The organism is Neisseria sp. P0008.S004 (assembly GCF_051962755.1).
In the GTDB taxonomy this organism is placed as follows: Bacteria; Pseudomonadota; Gammaproteobacteria; order Burkholderiales; family Neisseriaceae; genus Neisseria; species Neisseria subflava_A.
In genome coordinates, this window is record NZ_JBQCUZ010000002.1 from 106,765 (window position 1) to 128,278 (window position 21,514).

Here is a 21,514-nt window from a genome sequence, read left to right on the forward strand (position 1 = left end):
GCCGTTTCAGACGGCCTTTCACGTTAACGCGCCAAAGGTTCGGTGCGTTCAATCAGCCATGCTTTGGCCGCGCCTTCTGTCAAAGGCTCGAGACGGCGGCGCACTTCAGCGTGATATTGGTTCAGCCATTCGATTTCGCTGCCGGTCATCAGTTTGGTATCGATAAGGCGCGTATCGATTGGGCAGAGGGTAACAGTTTCAAAATACAGGAATTTGCCGAACTCGGTTTCCTCTGGGTTTTCAACCGGACGGTTGATTACCAAACTTTCGATACGGATACCCCATTTGCCCGGACGGTAAAGACCCGGCTCGTTGGAAGTCAGCATGCCTGACTTCATCGCGTGATGCGGTTGCGGCACGGCGGCAACGGCAATGCTTTGCGGACCTTCATGCACATTGAGGAAATAGCCCACGCCATGACCTGTACCGTGACCGTAATCGCATTGTGCCTGCCAGAGCGATTTGCGGCAGATGGCATCAATCATCGGGCCTTTGATGTTTTCAGGGAAAATGGTTTCCGCCAGAGAAATATGCGCTTTCAACACCAAAGTGTAATCGCGCTTCATGGCCGCACTCGGATTGCCAACAGGCACCACGCGCGTAATGTCGGTCGTACCGCCCCAGTATTGGCCGCCGGAATCAATCAGCAGCATACCGTCGCCTTTGATTTTGCTGTTGTTTTCCGGTGTCGCGCTGTAATGAGGCAAGGCGGCATTGGCATTGTAGCCGGCGATGGTGTCGAAACTTGGCGAAATAAAGCCGGGACGTTGGCTGCGGTGTTTGTAGAGCATGCCGTCGATGTCCAGCTCGCTCAATTCGCCGCCGTCTGCCAAGATTTGTTCAAACTCGGCAAAGAAGCCGCACAATGCCGCGCCGTCTTCCGCCATGGTATTGCGGATATGGGCGATGTCGGCATCGGATTTAACCGATTTGAAGAATGTGCTTGGGTGGATGGCTTCAATCAAACGGACGTCTTCAGGCAGGCGGCGCAAAGTACCGACGGCGGTTTTGTTCGGATCAATCAGCAATGCGCCCTTAACACTTGCCAAGTAATCCGCCGCTTGCGCATAAGGCAATACTTCAAAACCTGCCACTTTCAAGGCTTCGGCAGATTCGGCTTTCAGACGGCCTGCATCGGTAAACAATACGGCTTTGTCTTGACTGATAAACAGATGGGACAAGAACACAGGGTTGAACGGCACATCATCGCCGCGCAGATTGGTAATCCAAGCGATGTCGTCCAAAGAAGAAACCAAATGCGCATCTGCGCCCTGCTCCTTCATAGCCGCACGGATACGAGCCAGTTTTTCGGCCGCAGTTTCGGAAACATAGTCGGGATGGTGAACGTAGATTTCCGGAGTCGGCAATGCAGGACGGTCGTCCCACACTTCGTCCAACAAGGTTTCAGGATATTCGAGGCGGATGTTTTTGGCGGCAAGTGCCTGTTTCAAACCGCGCTCGCCGCTGAGTGCGAACATATCGGCAGGCGCGCCGACCACTGCGCCCTCGGGCAGATTTTGTGCCAACCACTCGGTATAAGGCGCATCAACGCCCATTTTTTGCAGCTCGATGCCGTTTGGCGCAAGCTGTTGGCCTGCCTGTTCCCAATAGCGGCTATCCGTCCACACGCCTGCTTTATCGGCGGTCACCACCAAAGTGCCGGCCGAACCGGTAAAGCCGGAAAAATCACGACGTGCCTGCCAATGCTCGGGCAGGTATTCGGAAAGGTGTGGATCGGCGGAAGGAATGACAAACGCGTCCACGCCATGTTTTTTCATGGCTTCGCGTAAAGCGGACAAACGTTGTTGTACAGATTTCATGTGTTATGTCTCCTGTTGTTTCAGACAGCCTCTGTCATCAAGGCCGTCTGAAAACTTGTGCTGTCTATAATCAATCTATTTTTTCGGTGCGAACGACCAGTTCTTGACTGTGTAGTTCCGTAAAGGGTCTTTGTCGGAATAGCCGATAATATCGGGTTTGACCATACGCACTTCAACCTGATGATACAACGGAATCAGTGTAGCGTCTTCTTGAAGCTGCTTCTCCGCATCGGCATAGAGCTGGCTGCGCGCTTCCTTGCTGACGCCATCTTTCAGCGTATTGTTCATAAATGTGTCAAACGCCGCGCTTTTGTAGCGGAATGCATTGTTTGAGTTGTTGGATTTCAAAATATTGAGCATGCCCGCCGGATCGTTAAAATCGGAACACCAACCACTGAACGAAACCTTGAAATTGCCTTGCGCGCGCGTATCCAAATAAGTTTTCCATTCCTCGTTAGACAAAGTCGGACGGATAAACGGAATGGCAGCTTTCCACACCGACTGCACGGCAGTAATTTGTTTTTTGGATGCTTCGCTGGTGCTGTACAAAATATCGAACTCAAGCGGATGGTCATCGTTGTAGCCTGCTTCGTTCAACAGTTTGCGTGCGGTTTCGATGCGTTTTTCAGGCGTCCACTCTTTCCACTCCGGATAAACAGGAATCACGCCCTGCATTTGCGGCGGCGTCAATTGGAACGCAGGCGTATCGCCACGGCCACCCACTTTGACGACGATGTCGCGGCGCGTCAGCATATTGAGTGCCTTGCGGACGCGCGGATCGTTAAACGGCGCCGCTTCGTGGTTCGGCTCCAAATACCAGCTGCACAAAGAAGTTGTACGTTTCACTTGTCCCGGAAACTCAATATCCGCCACTTTGACCTGATCGCTGGGAATACCGTAAGTCACATCAATTTCATTGGCGCGATAACGGTTGTACTCGCCGCTACCTGACAAGAAAACCGCCTTCGGAATGGCCACTTTGTCTTTATCGTAATAATTGGGGTTGCGTTCCATATTGATGTGGCTGTTGACTTTCCAATCCTTTAACAGATAAGCGCCACTGGAAACATAATGACCGGGCTGCGTCCACTTGTTGCCGTATTTTTCGACAGTGGCGCGGTGCACCGGAAATGTGAATTGCTGAATCAGCATATCGGGGAAATAAGGCACGGGCGCAATCAGCGTAAATTGCAGGGTCTTCGCGTCCAATGCCTTGACGCCCAATGTCTCAGGCTTGGCTTTACCGTTTAATATATCTTCCGCATTTTCCACTTGGGCATCGACCAAATAGCTGCCGAAAGGTGCGCCGGTGGCCGGATCGGCAAGACGACGGAAGCTGTACACGAAATCTTCGGCAGTAATCGGATCTCCATTGCTCCATTTGGCATCACGCAGATGGAAGGTCCAAATACGCTCGCCCTCGCTCTCCCATTTTTCCGCCAAAGCAGGAATGGTTTTACCTTCGGCATCCGTACCGACCAAACCATCCATCAACTGACGGATAATCGCACCGGCCGCCATATCGCCGCTCATCTGAGGATCCAGCGTACCCGGCTCAACGCCGTTGCTGACCACCACGCGCTCATAATCGGTACGTTTAAATTCAGGAGCAGGCTTGACATCACGGCTGCACGCCGACAACGCGAATACGGCAGCCAATGATGCAGCCAACAGCGGATAGGTTTTTCCGGCCATATTTCATTCCTTCTTTTGGGTATTCTTCTTTTTCAGACGGCCTGATTATTCAAACTACACTTAACTACAAATATTTGAGGTTTTTAAACCCAGTTAAATCCTCTATTTCCAGATATAAAAATAGTGTTTAAAACTACCTATACCATCGAAATAAAAGCAGCCGTCCAAGATTGTTGGCAAATTAACACAAAAATACGTAACTGAAAACTATTTTTCAATTTATCCTACGATAAGTTACAAATGTATTGATTTTTTATAATTTGTCAAATAAGATTATCCGAATTTCCCGTCCCCAATTAAGAAAAAGACATAAAAGGAGAACAAAATGAACAAGTTATCTTGTTTTATTGCCACTACCCTCATCGGCTCTTCCATAAGCTTCGCCCACGCCGAACCTAAAATGAGCGGCACCATCTACATCATGACCGAGGTCGAACACAACAATAAAACCGGTGTAACCAATACAACCATTTCCGATAAAAGTTCCAGTCTTTATCTCTCCGATGAAGTACGACTCAACGACGACTTATGGCTGAAATGGCAACTTGGCTCCTTTATTTACTTCGATTCCGACCGCTGGGGCGGCTGGGGTACTGCCGACTCATACGTCGCGCTCAACAGCTACAAAAACCTTGGCACCGTCAAAATGGGTTACATCAGTACGCCCATGAACAGCATTTATCTGAACCCGTTCGACACCAACAGCCCAATTTTAGAATTCGGCAAAATTTCCCGCTTCGGCCAACGCCGTGTTTCCATGGCTTATGAGTCGCCTTGGAAAAACGGTTTCCAATTCAAATTCAACGTTTCCCCCGGTTCCAATGCCGCGCGCAACAACAATGACTGGAATCCGGACAAAAAACGTGACGGCGACTGGGTCTTCGGCTGGGGCGTGGACTACTACCACCCAAACAACGGCTTTAACGCCCACTACGCTGCCGAATACGCACCCAACGACTCCCCAACCGAAACCAAAGACTTCCAAGCCCATGCATTTATGGCCGGATACAGCAAAGACAAAATCTCCGTCGATGCCGCGTTCCAATACGCCAAAAATACTTGCGACGGCTTCAGCTGCTGGGGCGTATGGAAAGATGCGGCAGGCAACGTAGCCGGTTCTTACGACAAAGAAATCAACAACACCAAAGAATTTATGGTGTCCGGCTCATACAAAGTGGGCAATTTCAAACCTCAAATCGGCTTTGCCTACGGTAAAAGCTCTGTCGGCGAAGACTACAAACACGTCGCCGTCAGCACCGATTACAGCTTCTCCAAACGAACAACCGCCACACTCGGTGCCGGCTGGTTGAAAGAAAACGTCAATCCGAAATACGAAGAAGATTTGCCGAAAAAATCTTCTTACGCCGTGGGCATGGTATTCAAACACCGCTATTAATGCCTGACAGATTAAAGGCCGTCTGAAACAATTTGTTCAGACGGCCTTTTCTACATCCTATAATTAAACTTGCAGCCCACCTTAAAAATCATTACATTGCCCACACTCAAGCAACAAAAACGTCATCATGAATGCCCACCGCACCCTCATCATCTCCGTTTTTATCGTCGCCAGCTGCGGCCTCGCTTACGAGCTCATCATCGCCGCTCTCGCAAGCTATCTTTTGGGCGACAGTATTTTGCAGTTTTCCTCCGTCATCGGGCTTTATCTGTTTTCAATGGGTATCGGTGCCCACCTGACCCAATACATCAAAGATAAAGACGTGTTGCACCGCTTCATCGAAATCGAACTTCTGGTCGGCATCATCGGCGGCATTTCCGCGCTGGCATTATTTGTGGCCTTCGGTTTATCCGCCGCCCCGTTCCGTACCCTGCTCTACGCTTTTGTACTGATTGTCGGCATGGTTGTCGGCATGGAAATCCCGTTGGTCATGCGCGTGTTAAACCAAAAAGGGGCGGAATTTAAAGAACTCGTTTCCAAAGTCCTGACCTTCGACTACTTGGGCGCACTTGCCGTCTCCTTATTATTTCCGCTCCTGCTCGCCCCAAAACTCGGTATGGCGCGTTCAGCCTTGTTGTTTGGCATTTTCAACGCCGCCGTCGCCTATCTGACCGCGCGTGTATTCAAATCCGAATTACCCCGCTACCACGCCATCCGTACGCGTGCGTTTATCGTATTGACCGCGCTCATTACGCTCTTCGCCTACGCCGACCGTATTTCCTTTAAAGCCGAACAAAGCTATTTCGGCGATCCTGTCGTCTATCAAAGCCATTCGCCCTACCAACGGCTGGTCGTTACCCGCTGGAAAGACGACACCCGCCTCTATATCAACGGCAACCTGCAATTTTCCTCACGCGACGAAGCACGTTACCATGAAGCACTCGTTCTGCCTGCCATGCAGATGGTTCCCAATGCCGAACGCGTCCTGATTCTCGGCGGCGGCGACGGATTGGCGGCACGCGAAGTCTTAAAATATCCGCAAGTCAAAAATGTTACTTTGGTCGATCTCGACCCCGATATGACCGCTACTTTTAGAACCTCCGCCACCTTAAGCGCCCTCAACCAAGGCTCGCTGTCCCATCACAAAATGCACGTCGTCAACGACGATGCCGCCAAATGGCTGGAAGGGTCGTCTGAAAAATTCGACGTTATCATCATCGACCTACCCGACCCGTCCAATTTCTCGCTTGGTAAACTTTACTCCGTCCCCATGTACCGCCTCGTTGCCCGCCATCTTGAGCCGCAAGGTAAGATTGTTGTGCAATCGACTTCGCCTTATTTCGCACCCAATGCCTACTGGTCGGTCGTTGCTACCCTCGAGGCGACCAAATTGAATACCGCGCCCTATCATGTTTACGTCCCTTCCTTTGGCGAATGGGGATTTGTGTTAGCAGGATTTGACCAAAATTTCCCCATTCCGCAAAAATTCGACGTACCCACCCGCTATCTCAATGCCCAGACCGTTGCCGAAATGTTTCGCTTTCCGCCTGATATGGCAAGGCGCAAGGTTGAAGCAAATTATTTAAACAACCAAATTCTCGTCAGTTATTTTGAAAGCGATTGGAACAATGTGATGCGATAGAATATCTAAAGGCCGTCTGAAACATCTGTCTTCTTTTTATCCCCGTTCAGACGGTCTCATTACCCGTTTACCCTTTTTCACACAGCATTTGCTTGAAAAAATAAGGTTTATCTTTATCTAGATAGAACACAATCGACACTATCCGTTGAATGAAGGAACAAACTCTTATGCAGTATTTTGGAATCGGTTTTTTGGTTTTAATCTTTTTGGAAATTATGTCCATCGTCTGGGTTGCCGACTGGATAGGTGGCGGCTGGACGCTGTTTGTGATGGCTCTCAGCTTTATCAGCGGTATCTTTATGCTGCGCCATACCGGCATTTCCGGCCTTTTGCTCGCAGGCGCAGCCGTCCGCAGCGGCCAAAACATTTCCCTCTATCAGATGCTGTGGCCGATTCGCTATACCGCCGCCGCGGTTTTCCTGCTCAGCCCAGGCTTTATTTCAACCGCTGTCGCCCTGCTCTTACTGATTCCGTTTAAAGGCAACGCGGCCGTTTCTTCTACGCAGTCTTTCCAAAGCCGTCAGACTTATAGCTCCGCCAAAGATGATGAAGACATTATCGAAGGCGAATATACGGTTACGCGCACCAGCAAAGCCGACAAACCGCAAGACTATATCGAACACAAACCCGATTGACGACTTCCTTTATAAAAGGCCGTCTGAATTAGGAATACCTCAAAAGTGTTTCATATTTCAGACGGCCTTAGTCATTTCCAGGCTTTGAAAATGTAAATATCGGTTTGTAATTCGGTTATTCCGCATAAATCATTTAAAATAAGCAACTATTTTGATTCTAAAAACGACACGGTATCCAATGAACGTTCAACGTCTTTTCCCTCTCTCCCTCAGCTTGATTACCGCCGCTGTTTTATCGGCGTGCGCCACCCAAAACACACCGACTGCTTCGAAAACCGAAACCGTCGTTCAGCCTAAATCTACTTCTATTCCTTCACGCCGCGCCGACAGCGAATCCAAAGTTCTGTCCGATTACAGCCAATACCAAAGCGCCATCGATGCTGCCAAACGTGGCGACGATGCTTGGGTACAACAATTTTTATCCCAAGCCAGCGACAGCGCAATGGCTGAAAACGTCCGCAACGAATGGCTGAAAACCTTGGGCGCGCGCGGCCAATGGGATTTGTTCCGTCAAGAATTCAGCAAATTGAACGCTGCCGGCGTCGCACAAGAAGTGCAATGTTATGCTGATTTGAGCAGCGGCAATTACAGCAAAGCCGCCGAACTGGTTCGCGTGACCAGCAAACTGCCTGCCGGCTGTACCCGCTTGGTTGAAAGCGCGGCAGCTTCAGGCCGTCTGAACACCAACGACGCATGGCGTCGCGTGCGCGGCTTGTTGAGCAACAGCCAAACCACAGATGCACGCAACCTCGCCGCCGCATTGGGCAGCCCCTTTGAAGGTGGCGCACAAGGTGCGACCGAATACAGCCTGTTGAGCGTAATCGGCAAAGATGCACGCAAATCCGCTTCTGCCGCAGCCACCCTGTCCGACATGGAACCCGGCCTCAGCCTCGAACAACGCAGCTTTGCATGGGGCGTATTGGGCCACTACCATGCACAAAGCCAAAACATGCCGACTGCTTTGAGCTACTACGGCCGCGTTTCCGACCGCAAGCAACTGACCGACGAACAATTGGAATGGTACGCACGCGCCGCTTTGCGCCTGCAACGTTGGGACGAATTGGCAAGCGTGATTCAGCATATGCCTGAAAAACTGCAAAAAGACCCGACATGGCAATATTGGCTGGGCCGCAGCTTTGCCGCACAAGGCAAAAGCAGCCAAGCCAAAGAAATGTATGAAAAAGCCGCCGCTTCCGGCCGCAATTTCTACGCCGTAATGGCAGGTGAAGAACTAGGCAGCCGCATCAATACGCGCAACAATGTTTCCGATGCCGATGCCAAAGACGTCCGCCGCATGAGCGAAGACGGTGCCATCAAACGCGCATTGGTTCTGTTTAAAAACAGCCAAAGCAACGGCGACTCTAAAATGCGCCGTCAGGCACAAGCAGAATGGCGTTTTGCCACCCGCGACTTTAACGAAGACAACCTGCTGACTGCCGCACAAGTTGCTTTTGACAACCAGTTCTACGACATGGCAATCAACAGTGCAGACCGTACCGACCACAAACTCAACTACAAACTGCGCTACCTCTCTCCGTTTAAAGACCTAACCGTCCGCTATGCCGCACAGGCTGGTATTGACCCGGCATGGGTTTACGGTTTGATTCGCCAAGAAAGCCGCTTTGTCATGGGCGCACAATCCAGCGTCGGCGCACAAGGCCTGATGCAGGTCATGCCTGCGACCGCCCGCGAAATCGCCGGCAAAATCGGCATGAGCAGCAGCGAACTCTACACCATGGACGGCAACATCCGCATGGGTACTTGGTACATGGCAGATGCCAAACGCCGCCTGCAAAATAACGAAGTGATGGCCACCGCAGGCTACAACGCCGGCCCAGGCCGCGCCCGCAACTGGCAGGCTTCTTCTCCTTTGGAAGGCGCCATCTACGCCGAGACCATCCCATTCACCGAAACCCGTGATTACGTGAAAAAAGTCATGACCAACGCGACTTATTACGCGTCATTGTTCAACGAACCGCAAACTTCGTTGAAACAACGTATGGGTACGGTTCCCGGTCGTTATTAATACGAGATAGGCCGTCTGAAAAGTGAGACAGAATCAAACGTTCAGACGGCCTGCAACCTTGACAGACTATCGGGTTTATAAGATAATCGCCCGATTGTTTCTGACCGAAAAGGTCACTTGCACGGCAAAAGCCGACTTGTTAGGAGGTGATGTTTACATCACGGCGCGTATCCCGCCCTGCCCTAGGCAAACCAGCGATACAACAACTCCCCCATTATGACAAACCGTCCTCTATTTCTTAAAACGGTTTGATTGAACAAAATTTAAAGGAAATAAAATGCCTGCTATTCGTGTTAAAGAGAATGAACCATTTGAAGTTGCCATGCGTCGTTTCAAACGTGCCGTAGAAAAAACCGGTCTGTTGACCGAACTGCGCGCCCGTGAAGCGTACGAAAAACCAACTACTGAACGCAAACGCAAAAAAGCTGCTGCAGCCAAACGTCTGCAAAAACGTCTGCGCAGCCAACAACTGCCTCCTAAAATGTACTAATTACAGGCCTGCCCTGTGATAAACGACACACCGCAAGGGCAGCTTTGTGGTGTGTTTTGTTTTTTCAGGCGGCCTCTTTATATAAAGTGAGAACATTATGAGCCTAAAAACACAATTAACCGAAGACATGAAAACTGCCATGCGCGCCAAAGACCAAGTGTCTTTAAGCACCATTCGCCTGATTAATGCCGCCATCAAACAATTTGAAGTAGATGAGCGTACCGAAGCCGATGACGCAAAAGTCATCTCCATCCTGACCAAAATGGTGAAACAACGCAAAGACAGTGCCAAAATCTATACCGAAGCCAGCCGTCAAGATTTGGCTGACAAAGAAAACGCGGAAATCGAAATCCTCAACCGCTACCTGCCCCAAATGATGTCTGCAGAAGAAATCAAAACTGTCGTTGAAGCAACTATTGCAGAAACCGGTGCATCAGGCATGGCAGATATGGGTAAAGTCATGGGCGTACTGAAAACCCGCCTGACCGGAAAAGCCGACATGGGCGAAGTCAACAAGGTTTTGAAAGCCGCATTGACTGCTTAATCATCAATAATCAAAAAGGCCGTCTGAAATATTATTTTCAGACGGCCTTTCTTATTGTGCTCATCAAGCAGCAGTTACTTTACCTTCATGACGCAACAAAGTAATCAAATCGCTGATACGTTTTTTCATGGAACGGCGATCGACAATTTGGTCGATTGCGCCCTTCTCCAACAAAAATTCTGCACGTTGGAAACCTTCCGGCAAGGTTTCGCGTACAGTCTGCTCGATAACGCGCGGACCTGCAAAACCAATCAGAGCATTCGGTTCTGCCAAAACCACATCACCCAAGAAGGCAAAGCTGGCAGATACGCCGCCCATGGTCGGGTCGGTCAATACGGAAATAAACGGCAGACGTTTTTCAGTCAGCAAATGCAAAGCCGCGCTGGTTTTCGTCATCTGCATCAAAGAGTTCAAACCCTCCTGCATACGCGCACCACCGGAAGCCGCCACGCAAATAAACGAACAATTATCTGCAACAGCACGGCGTACACCCTGAACGAAACGCTCACCCACGACCGAACCCATAGAGCCGCCGATAAAACGGAATTCAAACGCAGCCACCACGACAGGCAGGCCGTTCATGGTGCCTTTCATAACAACCAAAGCATCGTCTTCGCCGGTTGCTTTGCGCGCAGCAGCAAGGCGATCCGGATATTTTTTGCTGTCTTTAAATTTCAGCGGGTCTGTCGGTTTAATATTGGCTGCAATCTCTTCACGGCCTTCTTCATCCAAAAGCAGGTCCAAACGTTCGCGCGCAGAAAGCGGATTGTGATGATTACATTTCGGGCAGACTTCGCTGTTTTGTTTCAACTCGGTTGAGTAAACCGTTGCCGAACAAGACGGACATTTGTGCCACAGACCTTCAGGGACGCTGGACGAACTGCTTCGGTTTTTAATTTTCGGAGGAAGAATTTTATCTAGCCAGCTCATGAATGACTCCTTAGGATTCAGAATTTAGACGGCCAGTTAAACGTAAGGCCGTCTGAAATAATGGAATAAAAAATATTAGCGAATCGCGTCTTTCAACTCTTTAACCAACGCACCTACTGCTTCGGCCTCGCTACCCGCATGGCTTTCAATCTCTTTGACGATACGGCTGCCGACAATAACGGCATCCGCTACCGCACCAATTTTACGCGCATTCTCCGCATTATTGATGCCGAAGCCGACACCAATCGGAATATCGATGTATTTGCGCAAAAGCTCTATTTTACGCGAAACTTCTTCAGTATCCAAACTTGCAGCACCGGTTACACCTTTGAGCGATACATAATACACAAAACCGCCGGCTACTTTGGCAATCGTTTGAATACGCTCCTCAGTTGTTGTTGGCGCAATAAGGAAAATACAATCAATACCTTGCGCTTTCAACGAGTCATGCAAAGGCGCAATGGTTTCTACCGGAGAATCCACGGTCAACACGCCATCTACGCCTGCCTCGGCAGCCGCTTGCGCAAACGCCTGATAACCCATTTTATGTACCGGGTTCAAGTAACCCATTAACACAACCGGCGTTTTATCATTGGTTTGGCGGAACAAGCGTACTGTTTCCAATACATCGCGCAAAGAAACATGATTTGCCAACGCCCTTTCAGCCGCACGTTGAATAGTCGGGCCATCCGCCATAGGGTCAGAAAACGGCACACCTAGTTCCAAAATATCAGCACCATTAGCCACCAGGCTATGCATCAATGCCAAGGTTGTCTCAAGGCTGGGATCACCCACCGTAATATAAGGAATCAGTGCTTTTGCGCCATTGAGCGCTGAGAAAGTTTGTTGGATTCTGCTCATTTTCTGCTATCCATTTCATCGATTTGAATGTTGTCCGGCAGCCTGTTTATTCTGCCGTTACATTTGTTTTAAAAACCTCAGTCTGCCATGAAAAGGCGGTATCTATCCGCATTATCTAATGACTGGTTCTTTCCAATCGGCAAACAAGAGGCTAAGTATAACATTTACGGCTATTTCATAGAATCATTTGCAATCAAGATTCTGATATTTTGAAAGCAATATAAAACAATAAAGGCCGTCTGAAAATCATTCAAACAGCCTTTATTAGAATCAATTATGCAAATCTTTGTATGCCTTCGCACTTTTGATCAGAATTTTCTTATCGATTATAGCTCGACATGGTGATTTTGTTGTTCAGAACCAAGATGACGCTCCAAATCAGACAAAATCTGCATCAGACCATGACGGACTTCTTCTGCATTGGCAGCAGGATTGCCGTTTGCATCCAAAGCACCACGGCTGAACGTATCGATATATGGTTCAAACGTATCTTTCAGTTTCAACAACTTAACCACATCTGAACGCGTATATCGATCGCCACCGTATCCAATCACAACATTATTTTCATGTTGCCATTGGGCAAACTGAGCCGGACTGATTTGCACCAATTGGCACATTTCATCCAACGTAAAATAACGCTTGGCAGGAATAACCGGATTATTGTTGTTTGTCATAGTAATGCTCCACCATGCCTTTAAGTTTTTGGCTGGCATGGAAAGTTACCACACGGCGTGCGGTAATCGGCACTTCTTCGCCTGTTTTAGGGTTACGACCTGGGCGTTGAGGTTTGTCGCGCAATTGGAAATTACCGAAACCGGAAATTTTAATTTCTTCACCACGCGCCAAAGTGCTGCGGATTTCTTCAAAAAAGAGCTCGACGATTTCTTTGGCATCATTCTTGGTGACGTTGCTGACTTTGTCGACCAAAATATCAGCCAATTCTGCTTTAGTTAGTGTCATGTGTTTACCTTCATTCAAACTGGTGCAATTATTACCAAAATTCTTTTAAAAATCAAGTCTTCACCAAAAAATCAAATATTATTGGCAATTTTTGGCGACAACTTTTATCTTAATTTTAAGCGCGAAGCTGTGCGTCTTTTTCGGCTGCCGCTTTAATCATTTTCGCAACCAAAGGCTCGATGACTTCATCTGTCAGCGTGTTTTCCATATCCTGCAAAATAATTTTAACAGCAACGCTCTTCATGCCTTCAGGCACACCCGTACCGCGGTAAACGTCAAACACGCTGATTTCTTGAACCAGCTTGTTCGCCGCCGCTTTCAGGGCATTTAACAAATCATCATGCGTCACAGCTTCAGGCATTACAAATGCCAAATCTCGGCGTGCAGCTTGGAATTTGGATACAGACTGATAACGGGTTTTCTCACGACCCAATACAGTATCCATATCGATTTCAAATACCAGCGGCGCTTGTGGCAAATCATATTTTTGCAGCCATTTCGGATGCAACTCGCCAACAAAACCAACTACTTTGCCGTCTGAAACAATATTGGCGGCACGACCAGGATGCAATGCCGGATGTTCGGTCTTAACAAAGGATACTTCCTTGTTTTTCAAAAGGCTCTCAACATCGGCTTTCATATCGTAGAAATCCACGTTGCGTGTTTTCTCGCCCCATTGCTCAGGCAGCACGGAGCCATACCACAAACCGCCGATACGTTCGTTTTGAACAAATTGATCAGCCGAATCTTTGCTGAACACACGGGCAATCTCAAATACGCGTACACGGTTTTGCTTACGATTCAAATTGTTTTGCAAAACTTCCACCAAACCGCCGATAAGCGTAGAACGCATGACGGCATACTGCGCCGCCAACGGATTTTGCAGGCGGATAGGATTGGTATTGGCAGCAAAGTCTTGCTCCCATTGCTCATCCACAAACGCATAGCTGACCACTTCGCGGTAACCGCGAGCCGCCATTTCGTTATAAACCGCAAAACGAGGGCGTTTGGTTTCAGGCAAGGCCAACATTTTCAGACGGCCTGAAGTATAGTCGTCAGGAATATTCTCATAACCGTAAACGCGGCCGATTTCTTCAATCAAATCGGCTTCGATTTCGATGTCGAAACGGAAGCTAGGAGAAGTAACACGGAAGCCTTCTTCGGTTTTCTCAGGCTGCAAACCCAAGTGTTGCAAGATAATTTCGACTTGCTCGGCAGGGATTTCAACGCCCAATACCGTTTTCAGACGGCCTAAACGCAATTCGACCTGTTTTGCCTCGGGCAATTTGCCTTGTGCTTCAACCATTTCACCGGCTGCACCACCGCAAATCTGCAACACCAATTCGGTAGCACGCTCAATGGCATCAGCTTGCAAGCGGTAATCCACACCACGCTCAAAACGGAAAGAAGAATCCGAACCAAAACCGTATTGACGGGATTTACCCGCAATAATCTCCGGAGCAAACCAAGCAGCTTCCAGTACGATATTTTGCGTGTCATCTGAAACCGCGCTTGCCTCGCCGCCCATCAAGCCGGCCAAGCTCAACGCACCTTTTTCATCAGCGACCACCAGTGTATTGTCAGCCAAAGTAACCGTCTTCTCGTTCAGACACGCCAAAGTCTCGCCATTTTGAGCACGGCGGACAATCAAACTGCCTGACAGCTTGTCAGCATCGAAAACATGCATAGGCTGACCGATTTCCAGCATCACATAGTTGCCGATGTCCACCAATGCGGAAATGCTGCGGATACCGCTGCGTTCCAAACGTTGTTTCATCCAATCGGGAGTAGCCGCTTTCGCATTGACATTTTCAATAACGCGACTGATAAAACGGCCGCAGTCGGCCGGTGCGTCAATACGGACAGCCTGTTTTTTCTCACTGCCGATAAAGGCCGTCTGAATTTCAACAGGCCTAAACGCACATTGAGTCAACGCAGAAACCTCACGCGCAATACCCTTAACGCTCAAGCAATCAGCGCGGTTAGGCGTAATTTTCAACGTAAACAGCGTATCGTCCAAATCCAAGTATTCACGGATATTGGCACCGACAGGCGCATCTTCAGGCAGAATGTGCAGACCGTCTACACCATCATCAGGCAAACCCAGTTCATTGGTCGAACACAGCATACCGTTTGATGGTACGCCGCGCATTTTAGTCGGCTTAATTTTAAAGTTACCCGGCAAAACGGCACCCGGCAACGAACACGGCACTTTAATACCCGGCTTGACATTTGGCGCACCACAAACAATCTGAACCAACTCGCCCGTACCGGCATCAACTTGGGTAACGTTCAAACGGTCTGCATCAGGATGTTTTTCAACAGATTTTACTTCGGCAACAACCACGCCACTGAAAGCAGGGGCGGCAGTATCGATTTCTTCCACTTCCAAACCGGCCATGGTCAAAAGATGTTCCAGTTTATCGGCAGAAAGATCAGGATTGGCTTGAGTTTTCAGCCACGAATAAGGAAATTGCATATTATTTTCTCTACTATCAGGCCGTCTGAAACAAATTTTTATCAGACGAAATCAGTAATATCTATTCACTTTTCAGACGGCCTATCAAAAGACCATCTGAAATTTATTTAAACTGCTTCAAGAAGTTCAAATCGTTATCGAAGAACAAGCGCAGGTCATTGACGTTGTAGCGCAACATGGCAAAACGGTCGAGACCGATACCGAAAGCGAAACCGGTATATTTTTCAGGGTCGATATTCACATTTTTCAACACGTTAGGATGTACCATACCGCAACCACCTACTTCCAACCATTTGCCATTCTCACCCATAATGTCGATTTCGGCAGAAGGCTCAGTAAACGGGAAGAAAGACGGACGGAAACGTACTTGCAGGTCATCGCGTTCAAAGAAGCGACGGATAAAGTCAGTGAACACTGCTTTCAAATCGGCAAAAGTGACACCCTCTTCTACCCACAAACCTTCGGCCTGATGGAACATAGGCGAGTGAGTGGCATCACTGTCCACACGGTAAACACGGCCGGGAGCAATAATACGGATAGGCGGCTCTTTTTTGTCGAGCATATAGCGGATTTGAATAGGCGAAGTGTGTGTGCGTAAAACGTCTCCGTTTTCAACATAGAAGGTATCTTGCATCGCACGCGCGGGGTGATTTGCAGGAATATTCAAGGCTTGGAAATTGTGGAAATCGTCTTCGATTTCAGGGCCGTCCGCCACTTCAAAACCCATACCGTGAAACAGCTCAACCACACGTTGCAAAGTCAAAGTCACTGGGTGCAAACCGCCATGCTCTTGTGCACGGCCCGGCAAAGTAATATCCAAGGCTTCTGCAGCCAATTGGGCTTGCAGCTTGGCTTCATTCAGGGCATCGCGTTTGGCATTAAAAGCCGTCTGAAACTGATTTTTGCATTCATTGATGTGCGCGCCTATGGTTTTACGCTCTTCAGGAGACATTTGACCCAAAGTTTTCAAAAGTCCGGTCAATTCGCCGGTTTTACCAAGATAGCGTGCTTTAATTTGTTCTAAGGCATTGAAGTCTTGCGCGGCTTCAATAGCGGCAATACCTTCTGCAACGATACGGTTTACATTTTCCATGGTGGTTTATCGTCTGTTTGTTGATGGCAGGCCGTCTGAAACAACAAAGCCGTCTGTTGGATTTGATTACAAACCCGTTCAGACGGCCTTTTGTCTTACTGCGGCCAATCCGTTTGATAAGAGAGGCCTATTTTATCGCAAATTAGTATAAAAAAATAGAGTTTAAAGAAAGAAAATCAACTACATAGGATTTCTTTAAGAAAAGAAAAAAGGAAGCATAAGCTTCCTTTTTAAATAATCTTATCGAATTAAGCAGCCAAAGCAGCTTTAGCTTTTTCAACCAATTGTGCAAATGCAGCTTTGTCGAATACAGCCAAATCAGCCAATACTTTACGGTCGATTTCGATAGCAGCGCGTTTCAGGCCGTTCATGAATTTGCTGTAAGACAGACCATTTTCACGAGCACCTGCGTTGATACGAACGATCCACAGTTGACGGAATTGACGTTTGCGTTGGCGACGGTCACGGTATGCGTATTGACCGGCTTTCATTACCGCTTGTTTGGCAACACGGTAAACGTTTTTACGACGACCGCGGTAGCCTTTGGCTAACGCGAAGACTTTTTGGTGACGAGCACGAGCGGTAACACCGCGTTTTACGCGTGGCATATTTTAAACTCCTTAAGCGTAGGGCAACATTTTAGCAACAGAAGCCAAATCGCGTGAATCCACCATAGCGGTGCCGCGCAATTGACGTTTAGTTTTAGTGGTTTTTTTGGTCAGGATGTGACTTTTGAACGCATGACCGCGTTTTACACCACCGTTACCCAGTACTTTAAAGCGTTTTTTCGCGCTAGACTTGGTTTTCATTTTAGGCATTGGAAAACTCCATTCGTTATTAGATAAGGTATAAGGGGTTTTGAAATAAATTTCAAACACTTGGAACCCAAAATACCACGGTTTTTGCCGCTAATTAAACCTTATTCCGAGCGGCAATCGAAATAAGCCTTGCATTATAGCTTTATTTTTTCTTAGGCGCAATCATCATCACCATTTGGCGGCCTTCCATTTTAGGGAAGGACTCGATTTGCGCCACTTCAGCCAACTCTTCTTTTACGCGTTCAAGCAGTTGGGCGCCCAATTGTTGGTGGGCCATCTCGCGACCGCGGAAACGCAATGTCACTTTGACTTTGTCACCATCGGCAAGGAAGCGGTTGATGTTGCGCATCTTGATTTGATAGTCGCCTTCATCAGTACCCGGACGGAATTTAATTTCCTTGATTTGTACCTGCTTTTGGTTTTTCTTAGCTTCGTCGCGCTTTTTGGCTTGTTGGTATTTGTATTTACCGTAATCCATCAGTTTGCATACGGGCGGTTTGGCAGTCGGGGAAATTTCTACCAAATCGACATCTTGCTCTTCGGCCATAGCCAAAGCTTCACGAACTGAAACGACACCAAGCTGATCGCCTGACTCACTGATTAATCGCACTTCTTTGGCGGTAATTTCACCATTGATTCGTGCTTCGCGTTCTTGAGCGATGATGAATACTCCTATAAAAATTAATGATTGACGAGGGCGTCAGTGATTTCTTGCTGCAATTGTGCAATAAAATCATCTACATTCAAAGAACCCAAGTCTTCTGCTTTGCGGCGTACCGCAACTTTGTTTTCTTGTTTCTCTTTATCGCCGACAACGATTTGATAAGGGAAACGGTATTGGCTGTTGTCACGGATTTTGTAACCGATTTTTTCGTTACGCAAATCCAATTCGACACGGAAGCCTGCTGCCTGTAATTTAGCAGCCACTTCGCGACAATAATCTGCTTGGTTTTCGGTGATATTCATAATCACCATTTGAACCGGAGCAAGCCACAATGGGAATGAGCCTGCATGGTTTTCAATCAGAATACCGATGAAGCGCTCCAATGAACCCAAAATAGCACGGTGCAACATTACAGGACGCGCACGGTCGTTGTTTTCTGTTACATATTCTGCATTCAAACGCTCCGGCAATACGAAGTCCAACTGCAGGGTACCGCACTGCCAAGAGCGACCCAAGGCATCTTTGACATGGTACTCAATCTTAGGACCATAGAATGCACCTTCGCCAGGCAACTCTTCCCACTCTACGCCGCAAGCAGTCAATGCGTCACGCAGGCCTTGTTCGGCTTTATCCCAAACTTCGTCAGAACCTGCACGTTGTTCAGGACGGAGGGACAACTTCACAGCAACATCATGGAAGCCGAATTGTTTGTAAATACGAACCAATAATTCATTGAATGCACGTGCCTCATCGACGATTTGATCTTCGGTACAGAAGATATGCGCATCATCTTGCACAAAACCGCGAACACGCATCAGACCATGCAACGCACCGCTTGGTTCATTGCGGTGGCAAGAACCAAACTCAGCCAAACGCATCGGCAAATCGCGATATGAGCGCAAGCCGTTATTGAAAATTTGCACATGACCCGGACAGTTCATCGGTTTAACCGCGTATTCGCGTTTTTCGGAACTGGTCACGAACATATTGTCTTTATAGTTTTCCCAGTGGCCGGATTTTTCCCAGAAGGTTTTATCCATAATCTGAGGCGTTTTTACCTCTTTATAACCGGCAGCATTCAGCTCTTTGCGCATATGCTGCTCAATCACTTGCCACAAAGTCCAGCCTTTAGGATGCCAGAACACCATGCCCGGCGCTTCATCTTGCAGGTGGAACAAATCCAATTGTTTACCCAGCTTACGGTGGTCGCGTTTTTCCGCTTCCTCGATGCGTTGGATATAGGCTTTTAATTCGTCTTTGCTTGCCCAAGCCGTACCGTAAATACGTTGCAACATTTCATTGTTGCTGTCGCCGCGCCAGTATGCGCCTGCCAGCTTGGTCAGCTTGAAGTTTTTCAAGAAACGGGTATTGGGAACGTGAGGACCGCGGCACATATCGACGTATTCTTGATGATGATACATGCCCATTGCTTCCACTTCAGGCATGTCTTCAATCAGACGCAATTTATACTCTTCGCCGCGATCTTGGAAAATTTGGATGGTTTCTGCACGGGGCGTCATCACTTTAATGACGTCATAGTCTTGTGCAATCAACTCTTTCATGCGCGCTTCGATAGCGGCCACATCATCAGGCGTAAATGGTTTTTCAGTTGCGATATCGTAATAGAACCCGTCTTCAATAACCGGGCCGATAACCATTTTGGCATCTGGGTAGAGCTGCTTGACCGCATGACCGACCAAGTGCGCGCAGGAGTGGCGGATAATTTCCACGCCTTCTTTGTCTTTAGGCGTAATGATTTGAACATGGGCATCTTCGGTAATCGGATCGCAAGCATCCACCAATTTACCGTTAACCTTGCCCGCTACCGTTGCCTTTGCCAAACCTGCACCGATAGACGCTGCAATTTGCGCCACGGTAACGGGTGATTCATATTGGCGGACCGAACCGTCCGGCAAGGTAATGTTCAACATCAGAAAGCTCCAAAACATTAAAAAATAACGGCATAAAGCCGTTATGGAAATTTGGTAGGCACAATTGGACTCGAACCAACGACCCCCACCATGTCAAGGTGGTGCTCTAACCAACTGAGCTATGTGCCTTCATCTAAGTCGCTTATTGTAACGAAGCGTGTTCCCTTTTGCAAGCATCTGTAAATACTTTTCAGACAGCCTGAATATTTTTGTTTGATTTATGTCTCATTTTTTATTTCCTCTATTATTCAGGCCATCTGAAACATTGTTTTGACAAAGATAAAATCCAGCCGTCAACCAACGAAAAATCCTTTATAATCTGCCCTTTCATTTCGCACACACGCGAACGTCCAATCTATTATTACTATGCTCAAATTTACCTTACACAAAAAAGACGGTCATGCCCGACGCGGCACTTTGGAACTGAACCACGGCAAAATCGAAACGCCGGTATTTATGCCGGTCGGCACTTACGGTTCGGTCAAAGCGATGAACCCGCAAAACCTGCATGACATCAAAGCGCAAATCATCTTAGGCAACACTTACCATCTGTGGCTGCGCCCCGGCTTGGAAGTCATCGAACAATTCGGCGGCCTGCACGAATTTATCGGCTGGGACAAGCCGATTTTGACCGACTCGGGCGGTTTCCAAGTATTCTCGTTATCCGATATGCGTAAGCTGACCGAAGAAGGCTGTACATTCCAAAGCCCAATCAACGGCGACAAACTGTTCCTCTCGCCCGAAGTGTCGATGAAAATCCAAACCGTATTGAATTCCGACATCGTGATGCAGTTGGACGAGTGCACCCCGGGCGAAGCAACGCACAGCCAAGCGCAAAAATCGCTGCAAATGAGCCTGCGCTGGGCGGAACGAAGCAAAAAGGCTTTTGAAGACCTGAAAAACCCAAATGCACTGTTTGGCATTGTACAAGGTGCGATGTATGAAGATTTGCGCGAAGAATCGCTGAAAGGTTTGGAAGAGCTCGACTTCCCCGGATTGGCCATCGGCGGCTTGTCCGTTGGCGAACCCAAGCCCGAAATGTACCGCATGTTGCGCGCTGTCGGCCCTATCCTGCCGGAACACAAGCCACATTATTTGATGGGCGTCGGCACGCCTGAAGACTTGGTGTACGGCGTGGCACACGGCGTGGATATGTTCGACTGCGTCATGCCTACCCGCAATGCGCGTAACGGCTGGCTGTTTACCCGTTTTGGCGATTTGAAAATCAAAAACGCCAAACACAAACTCGACAAGCGTCCGATTGATGAAAGCTGCACCTGCTACGCCTGTCAGAATTTCAGCCGCTCCTACCTGCACCATCTGCACCGTGTCGGCGAAATCTTGGGCGCACAGCTCAACACCATCCACAATCTGCACTTCTACCAAGTCATCATGGCAGAAATGCGCGAAGCCATCGAACAAGGCAAATTTGCCGATTGGCAGGCGCAATTCCATGAAAACCGCGCCCGCGGTGTGGATTAATCCTTTAAAAGGTCGTTTGAAATCAGGTTTTAATTCAAACTGCTTTTC

The 21,514-nt window shown here is 48.4% G+C and carries 19 protein-coding genes and 1 tRNA gene; 7 read left to right on the forward strand and 13 right to left on the reverse strand.

Annotated features, from left to right (window positions below):
- Positions 1-23 precede the first annotated feature (23 nt).
- Positions 24-1,820, reverse strand: coding sequence for an aminopeptidase P family protein (locus ACTHSW_RS02300; RefSeq protein WP_070461447.1), 1,797 nt, complete (start codon positions 1,818-1,820; stop codon positions 24-26).
- A gap of 75 nt (positions 1,821-1,895) precedes the next feature.
- On the reverse strand, positions 1,896-3,515 hold the full coding sequence (locus ACTHSW_RS02305) for an ABC transporter substrate-binding protein (RefSeq protein WP_070461446.1): 1,620 nt from the start codon (positions 3,513-3,515) through the stop codon (positions 1,896-1,898).
- A 325-nt stretch (positions 3,516-3,840) separates the two neighbouring features.
- Between ACTHSW_RS02305 and ACTHSW_RS02310 the strand changes: the two genes are divergently transcribed.
- From ACTHSW_RS02310 to ACTHSW_RS02335, 6 genes are all read left to right on the forward strand, one after another.
- Positions 3,841-4,911 (forward strand): porin, encoded by a 1,071-nt coding sequence (locus ACTHSW_RS02310; protein ID WP_107810832.1) that lies wholly within the window; start codon positions 3,841-3,843, stop codon positions 4,909-4,911.
- 124 nt (positions 4,912-5,035) lie between these two features.
- On the forward strand, positions 5,036-6,553 hold the full coding sequence (locus ACTHSW_RS02315) for a polyamine aminopropyltransferase (protein ID WP_349290119.1): 1,518 nt from the start codon (positions 5,036-5,038) through the stop codon (positions 6,551-6,553).
- Positions 6,554-6,720: 167 nt separating this feature from the next.
- Positions 6,721-7,188 (forward strand): FxsA family protein, encoded by a 468-nt coding sequence (locus ACTHSW_RS02320; protein ID WP_070461443.1) that lies wholly within the window; start codon positions 6,721-6,723, stop codon positions 7,186-7,188.
- Positions 7,189-7,366: 178 nt separating this feature from the next.
- Positions 7,367-9,214, forward strand: a complete 1,848-nt coding sequence (locus tag ACTHSW_RS02325) for a lytic transglycosylase domain-containing protein (RefSeq protein ID WP_070461442.1) — start codon at positions 7,367-7,369, stop codon at positions 9,212-9,214.
- 277 nt (positions 9,215-9,491) lie between these two features.
- On the forward strand, positions 9,492-9,704 hold the full coding sequence (gene rpsU / locus ACTHSW_RS02330; RefSeq protein WP_003680926.1) for a 30S ribosomal protein S21: 213 nt from the start codon (positions 9,492-9,494) through the stop codon (positions 9,702-9,704).
- 97 nt (positions 9,705-9,801) lie between these two features.
- Complete coding sequence (locus ACTHSW_RS02335) at positions 9,802-10,248, forward strand: GatB/YqeY domain-containing protein (RefSeq protein ID WP_070461441.1); 447 nt, start codon at positions 9,802-9,804, stop codon at positions 10,246-10,248.
- A 63-nt stretch (positions 10,249-10,311) separates the two neighbouring features.
- Here ACTHSW_RS02335 and accD read toward each other — a convergent pair whose 3' ends face one another.
- The 11 genes from accD to ACTHSW_RS02390 all read right to left on the reverse strand — a co-directional run bounded on the left by accD (position 10,312) and on the right by ACTHSW_RS02390 (position 20,113).
- The gene (accD, locus tag ACTHSW_RS02340; protein ID WP_070461440.1) at positions 10,312-11,178 is read right to left on the reverse strand and encodes an acetyl-CoA carboxylase, carboxyltransferase subunit beta; all 867 of its coding nucleotides are present in this window, start codon (positions 11,176-11,178) and stop codon (positions 10,312-10,314) included.
- A 75-nt stretch (positions 11,179-11,253) separates the two neighbouring features.
- On the reverse strand, positions 11,254-12,039 hold the full coding sequence (gene trpA, locus ACTHSW_RS02345) for a tryptophan synthase subunit alpha (RefSeq protein WP_070461439.1): 786 nt from the start codon (positions 12,037-12,039) through the stop codon (positions 11,254-11,256).
- A 326-nt stretch (positions 12,040-12,365) separates the two neighbouring features.
- Complete coding sequence (locus ACTHSW_RS02350) at positions 12,366-12,713, reverse strand: hypothetical protein (protein ID WP_063076401.1); 348 nt, start codon at positions 12,711-12,713, stop codon at positions 12,366-12,368.
- Positions 12,697-12,999, reverse strand: a complete 303-nt coding sequence (locus tag ACTHSW_RS02355) for an integration host factor subunit alpha (RefSeq protein WP_003680933.1) — start codon at positions 12,997-12,999, stop codon at positions 12,697-12,699. Before ACTHSW_RS02355 ends, ACTHSW_RS02350 begins: the two co-directional genes overlap by 17 nt.
- 115 nt (positions 13,000-13,114) lie before the next feature.
- On the reverse strand, positions 13,115-15,478 hold the full coding sequence (gene pheT / locus ACTHSW_RS02360) for a phenylalanine--tRNA ligase subunit beta (protein WP_107768813.1): 2,364 nt from the start codon (positions 15,476-15,478) through the stop codon (positions 13,115-13,117).
- A gap of 103 nt (positions 15,479-15,581) precedes the next feature.
- A complete protein-coding gene (gene pheS / locus ACTHSW_RS02365; protein ID WP_003683075.1) occupies positions 15,582-16,571 on the reverse strand; it encodes a phenylalanine--tRNA ligase subunit alpha in 990 nt (329 codons plus the stop codon).
- Between the two features lie 248 nt (positions 16,572-16,819).
- The gene (gene rplT / locus ACTHSW_RS02370) at positions 16,820-17,179 is read right to left on the reverse strand and encodes a 50S ribosomal protein L20 (RefSeq protein ID WP_003675502.1); all 360 of its coding nucleotides are present in this window, start codon (positions 17,177-17,179) and stop codon (positions 16,820-16,822) included.
- A 12-nt stretch (positions 17,180-17,191) separates the two neighbouring features.
- Entirely contained in the window at positions 17,192-17,389 is a 198-nt protein-coding gene (gene rpmI / locus ACTHSW_RS02375) for a 50S ribosomal protein L35 (protein ID WP_003675505.1), read from the reverse strand.
- A 142-nt stretch (positions 17,390-17,531) separates the two neighbouring features.
- Positions 17,532-18,053, reverse strand: a complete 522-nt coding sequence (gene infC / locus ACTHSW_RS02380) for a translation initiation factor IF-3 (protein WP_079453677.1) — start codon at positions 18,051-18,053, stop codon at positions 17,532-17,534.
- A 17-nt stretch (positions 18,054-18,070) separates the two neighbouring features.
- Complete coding sequence (gene thrS, locus ACTHSW_RS02385) at positions 18,071-19,984, reverse strand: threonine--tRNA ligase (protein ID WP_107810837.1); 1,914 nt, start codon at positions 19,982-19,984, stop codon at positions 18,071-18,073.
- A 52-nt stretch (positions 19,985-20,036) separates the two neighbouring features.
- Positions 20,037-20,113 (reverse strand) — tRNA-Val (locus ACTHSW_RS02390).
- 237 nt (positions 20,114-20,350) lie between these two features.
- Between ACTHSW_RS02390 and tgt the strand changes: the two genes are divergently transcribed.
- Positions 20,351-21,466 (forward strand): tRNA guanosine(34) transglycosylase Tgt, encoded by a 1,116-nt coding sequence (gene tgt, locus ACTHSW_RS02395; RefSeq protein ID WP_003745960.1) that lies wholly within the window; start codon positions 20,351-20,353, stop codon positions 21,464-21,466.
- Positions 21,467-21,514 lie beyond the last annotated feature (48 nt).

Bases quoted from the DNA above. Each gene is read 5' to 3' on its own strand.
- ACTHSW_RS02300 (WP_070461447.1), bottom strand. From the start codon at position 1,820: ATGAAATCTGTACAACAACGTTTGTCCGCTTTACGCGAAGCCATGAAA.
- ACTHSW_RS02305 (WP_070461446.1), bottom strand. From the start codon at position 3,515: ATGGCCGGAAAAACCTATCCGCTGTTGGCTGCATCATTGGCTGCCGTA.
- ACTHSW_RS02310 (WP_107810832.1), top strand. From the start codon at position 3,841: ATGAACAAGTTATCTTGTTTTATTGCCACTACCCTCATCGGCTCTTCC.
- ACTHSW_RS02320 (WP_070461443.1), top strand. From the start codon at position 6,721: ATGCAGTATTTTGGAATCGGTTTTTTGGTTTTAATCTTTTTGGAAATT.
- ACTHSW_RS02325 (WP_070461442.1), top strand. From the start codon at position 7,367: ATGAACGTTCAACGTCTTTTCCCTCTCTCCCTCAGCTTGATTACCGCC.
- rpsU (WP_003680926.1), top strand. From the start codon at position 9,492: ATGCCTGCTATTCGTGTTAAAGAGAATGAACCATTTGAAGTTGCCATG.
- ACTHSW_RS02335 (WP_070461441.1), top strand. From the start codon at position 9,802: ATGAGCCTAAAAACACAATTAACCGAAGACATGAAAACTGCCATGCGC.
- accD (WP_070461440.1), bottom strand. From the start codon at position 11,178: ATGAGCTGGCTAGATAAAATTCTTCCTCCGAAAATTAAAAACCGAAGC.
- trpA (WP_070461439.1), bottom strand. From the start codon at position 12,039: ATGAGCAGAATCCAACAAACTTTCTCAGCGCTCAATGGCGCAAAAGCA.
- ACTHSW_RS02350 (WP_063076401.1), bottom strand. From the start codon at position 12,713: ATGACAAACAACAATAATCCGGTTATTCCTGCCAAGCGTTATTTTACG.
- ACTHSW_RS02355 (WP_003680933.1), bottom strand. From the start codon at position 12,999: ATGACACTAACTAAAGCAGAATTGGCTGATATTTTGGTCGACAAAGTC.
- pheT (WP_107768813.1), bottom strand. From the start codon at position 15,478: ATGCAATTTCCTTATTCGTGGCTGAAAACTCAAGCCAATCCTGATCTT.
- pheS (WP_003683075.1), bottom strand. From the start codon at position 16,571: ATGGAAAATGTAAACCGTATCGTTGCAGAAGGTATTGCCGCTATTGAA.
- rplT (WP_003675502.1), bottom strand. From the start codon at position 17,179: ATGCCACGCGTAAAACGCGGTGTTACCGCTCGTGCTCGTCACCAAAAA.
- rpmI (WP_003675505.1), bottom strand. From the start codon at position 17,389: ATGCCTAAAATGAAAACCAAGTCTAGCGCGAAAAAACGCTTTAAAGTA.
- thrS (WP_107810837.1), bottom strand. From the start codon at position 19,984: ATGTTGAACATTACCTTGCCGGACGGTTCGGTCCGCCAATATGAATCA.
- tgt (WP_003745960.1), top strand. From the start codon at position 20,351: ATGCTCAAATTTACCTTACACAAAAAAGACGGTCATGCCCGACGCGGC.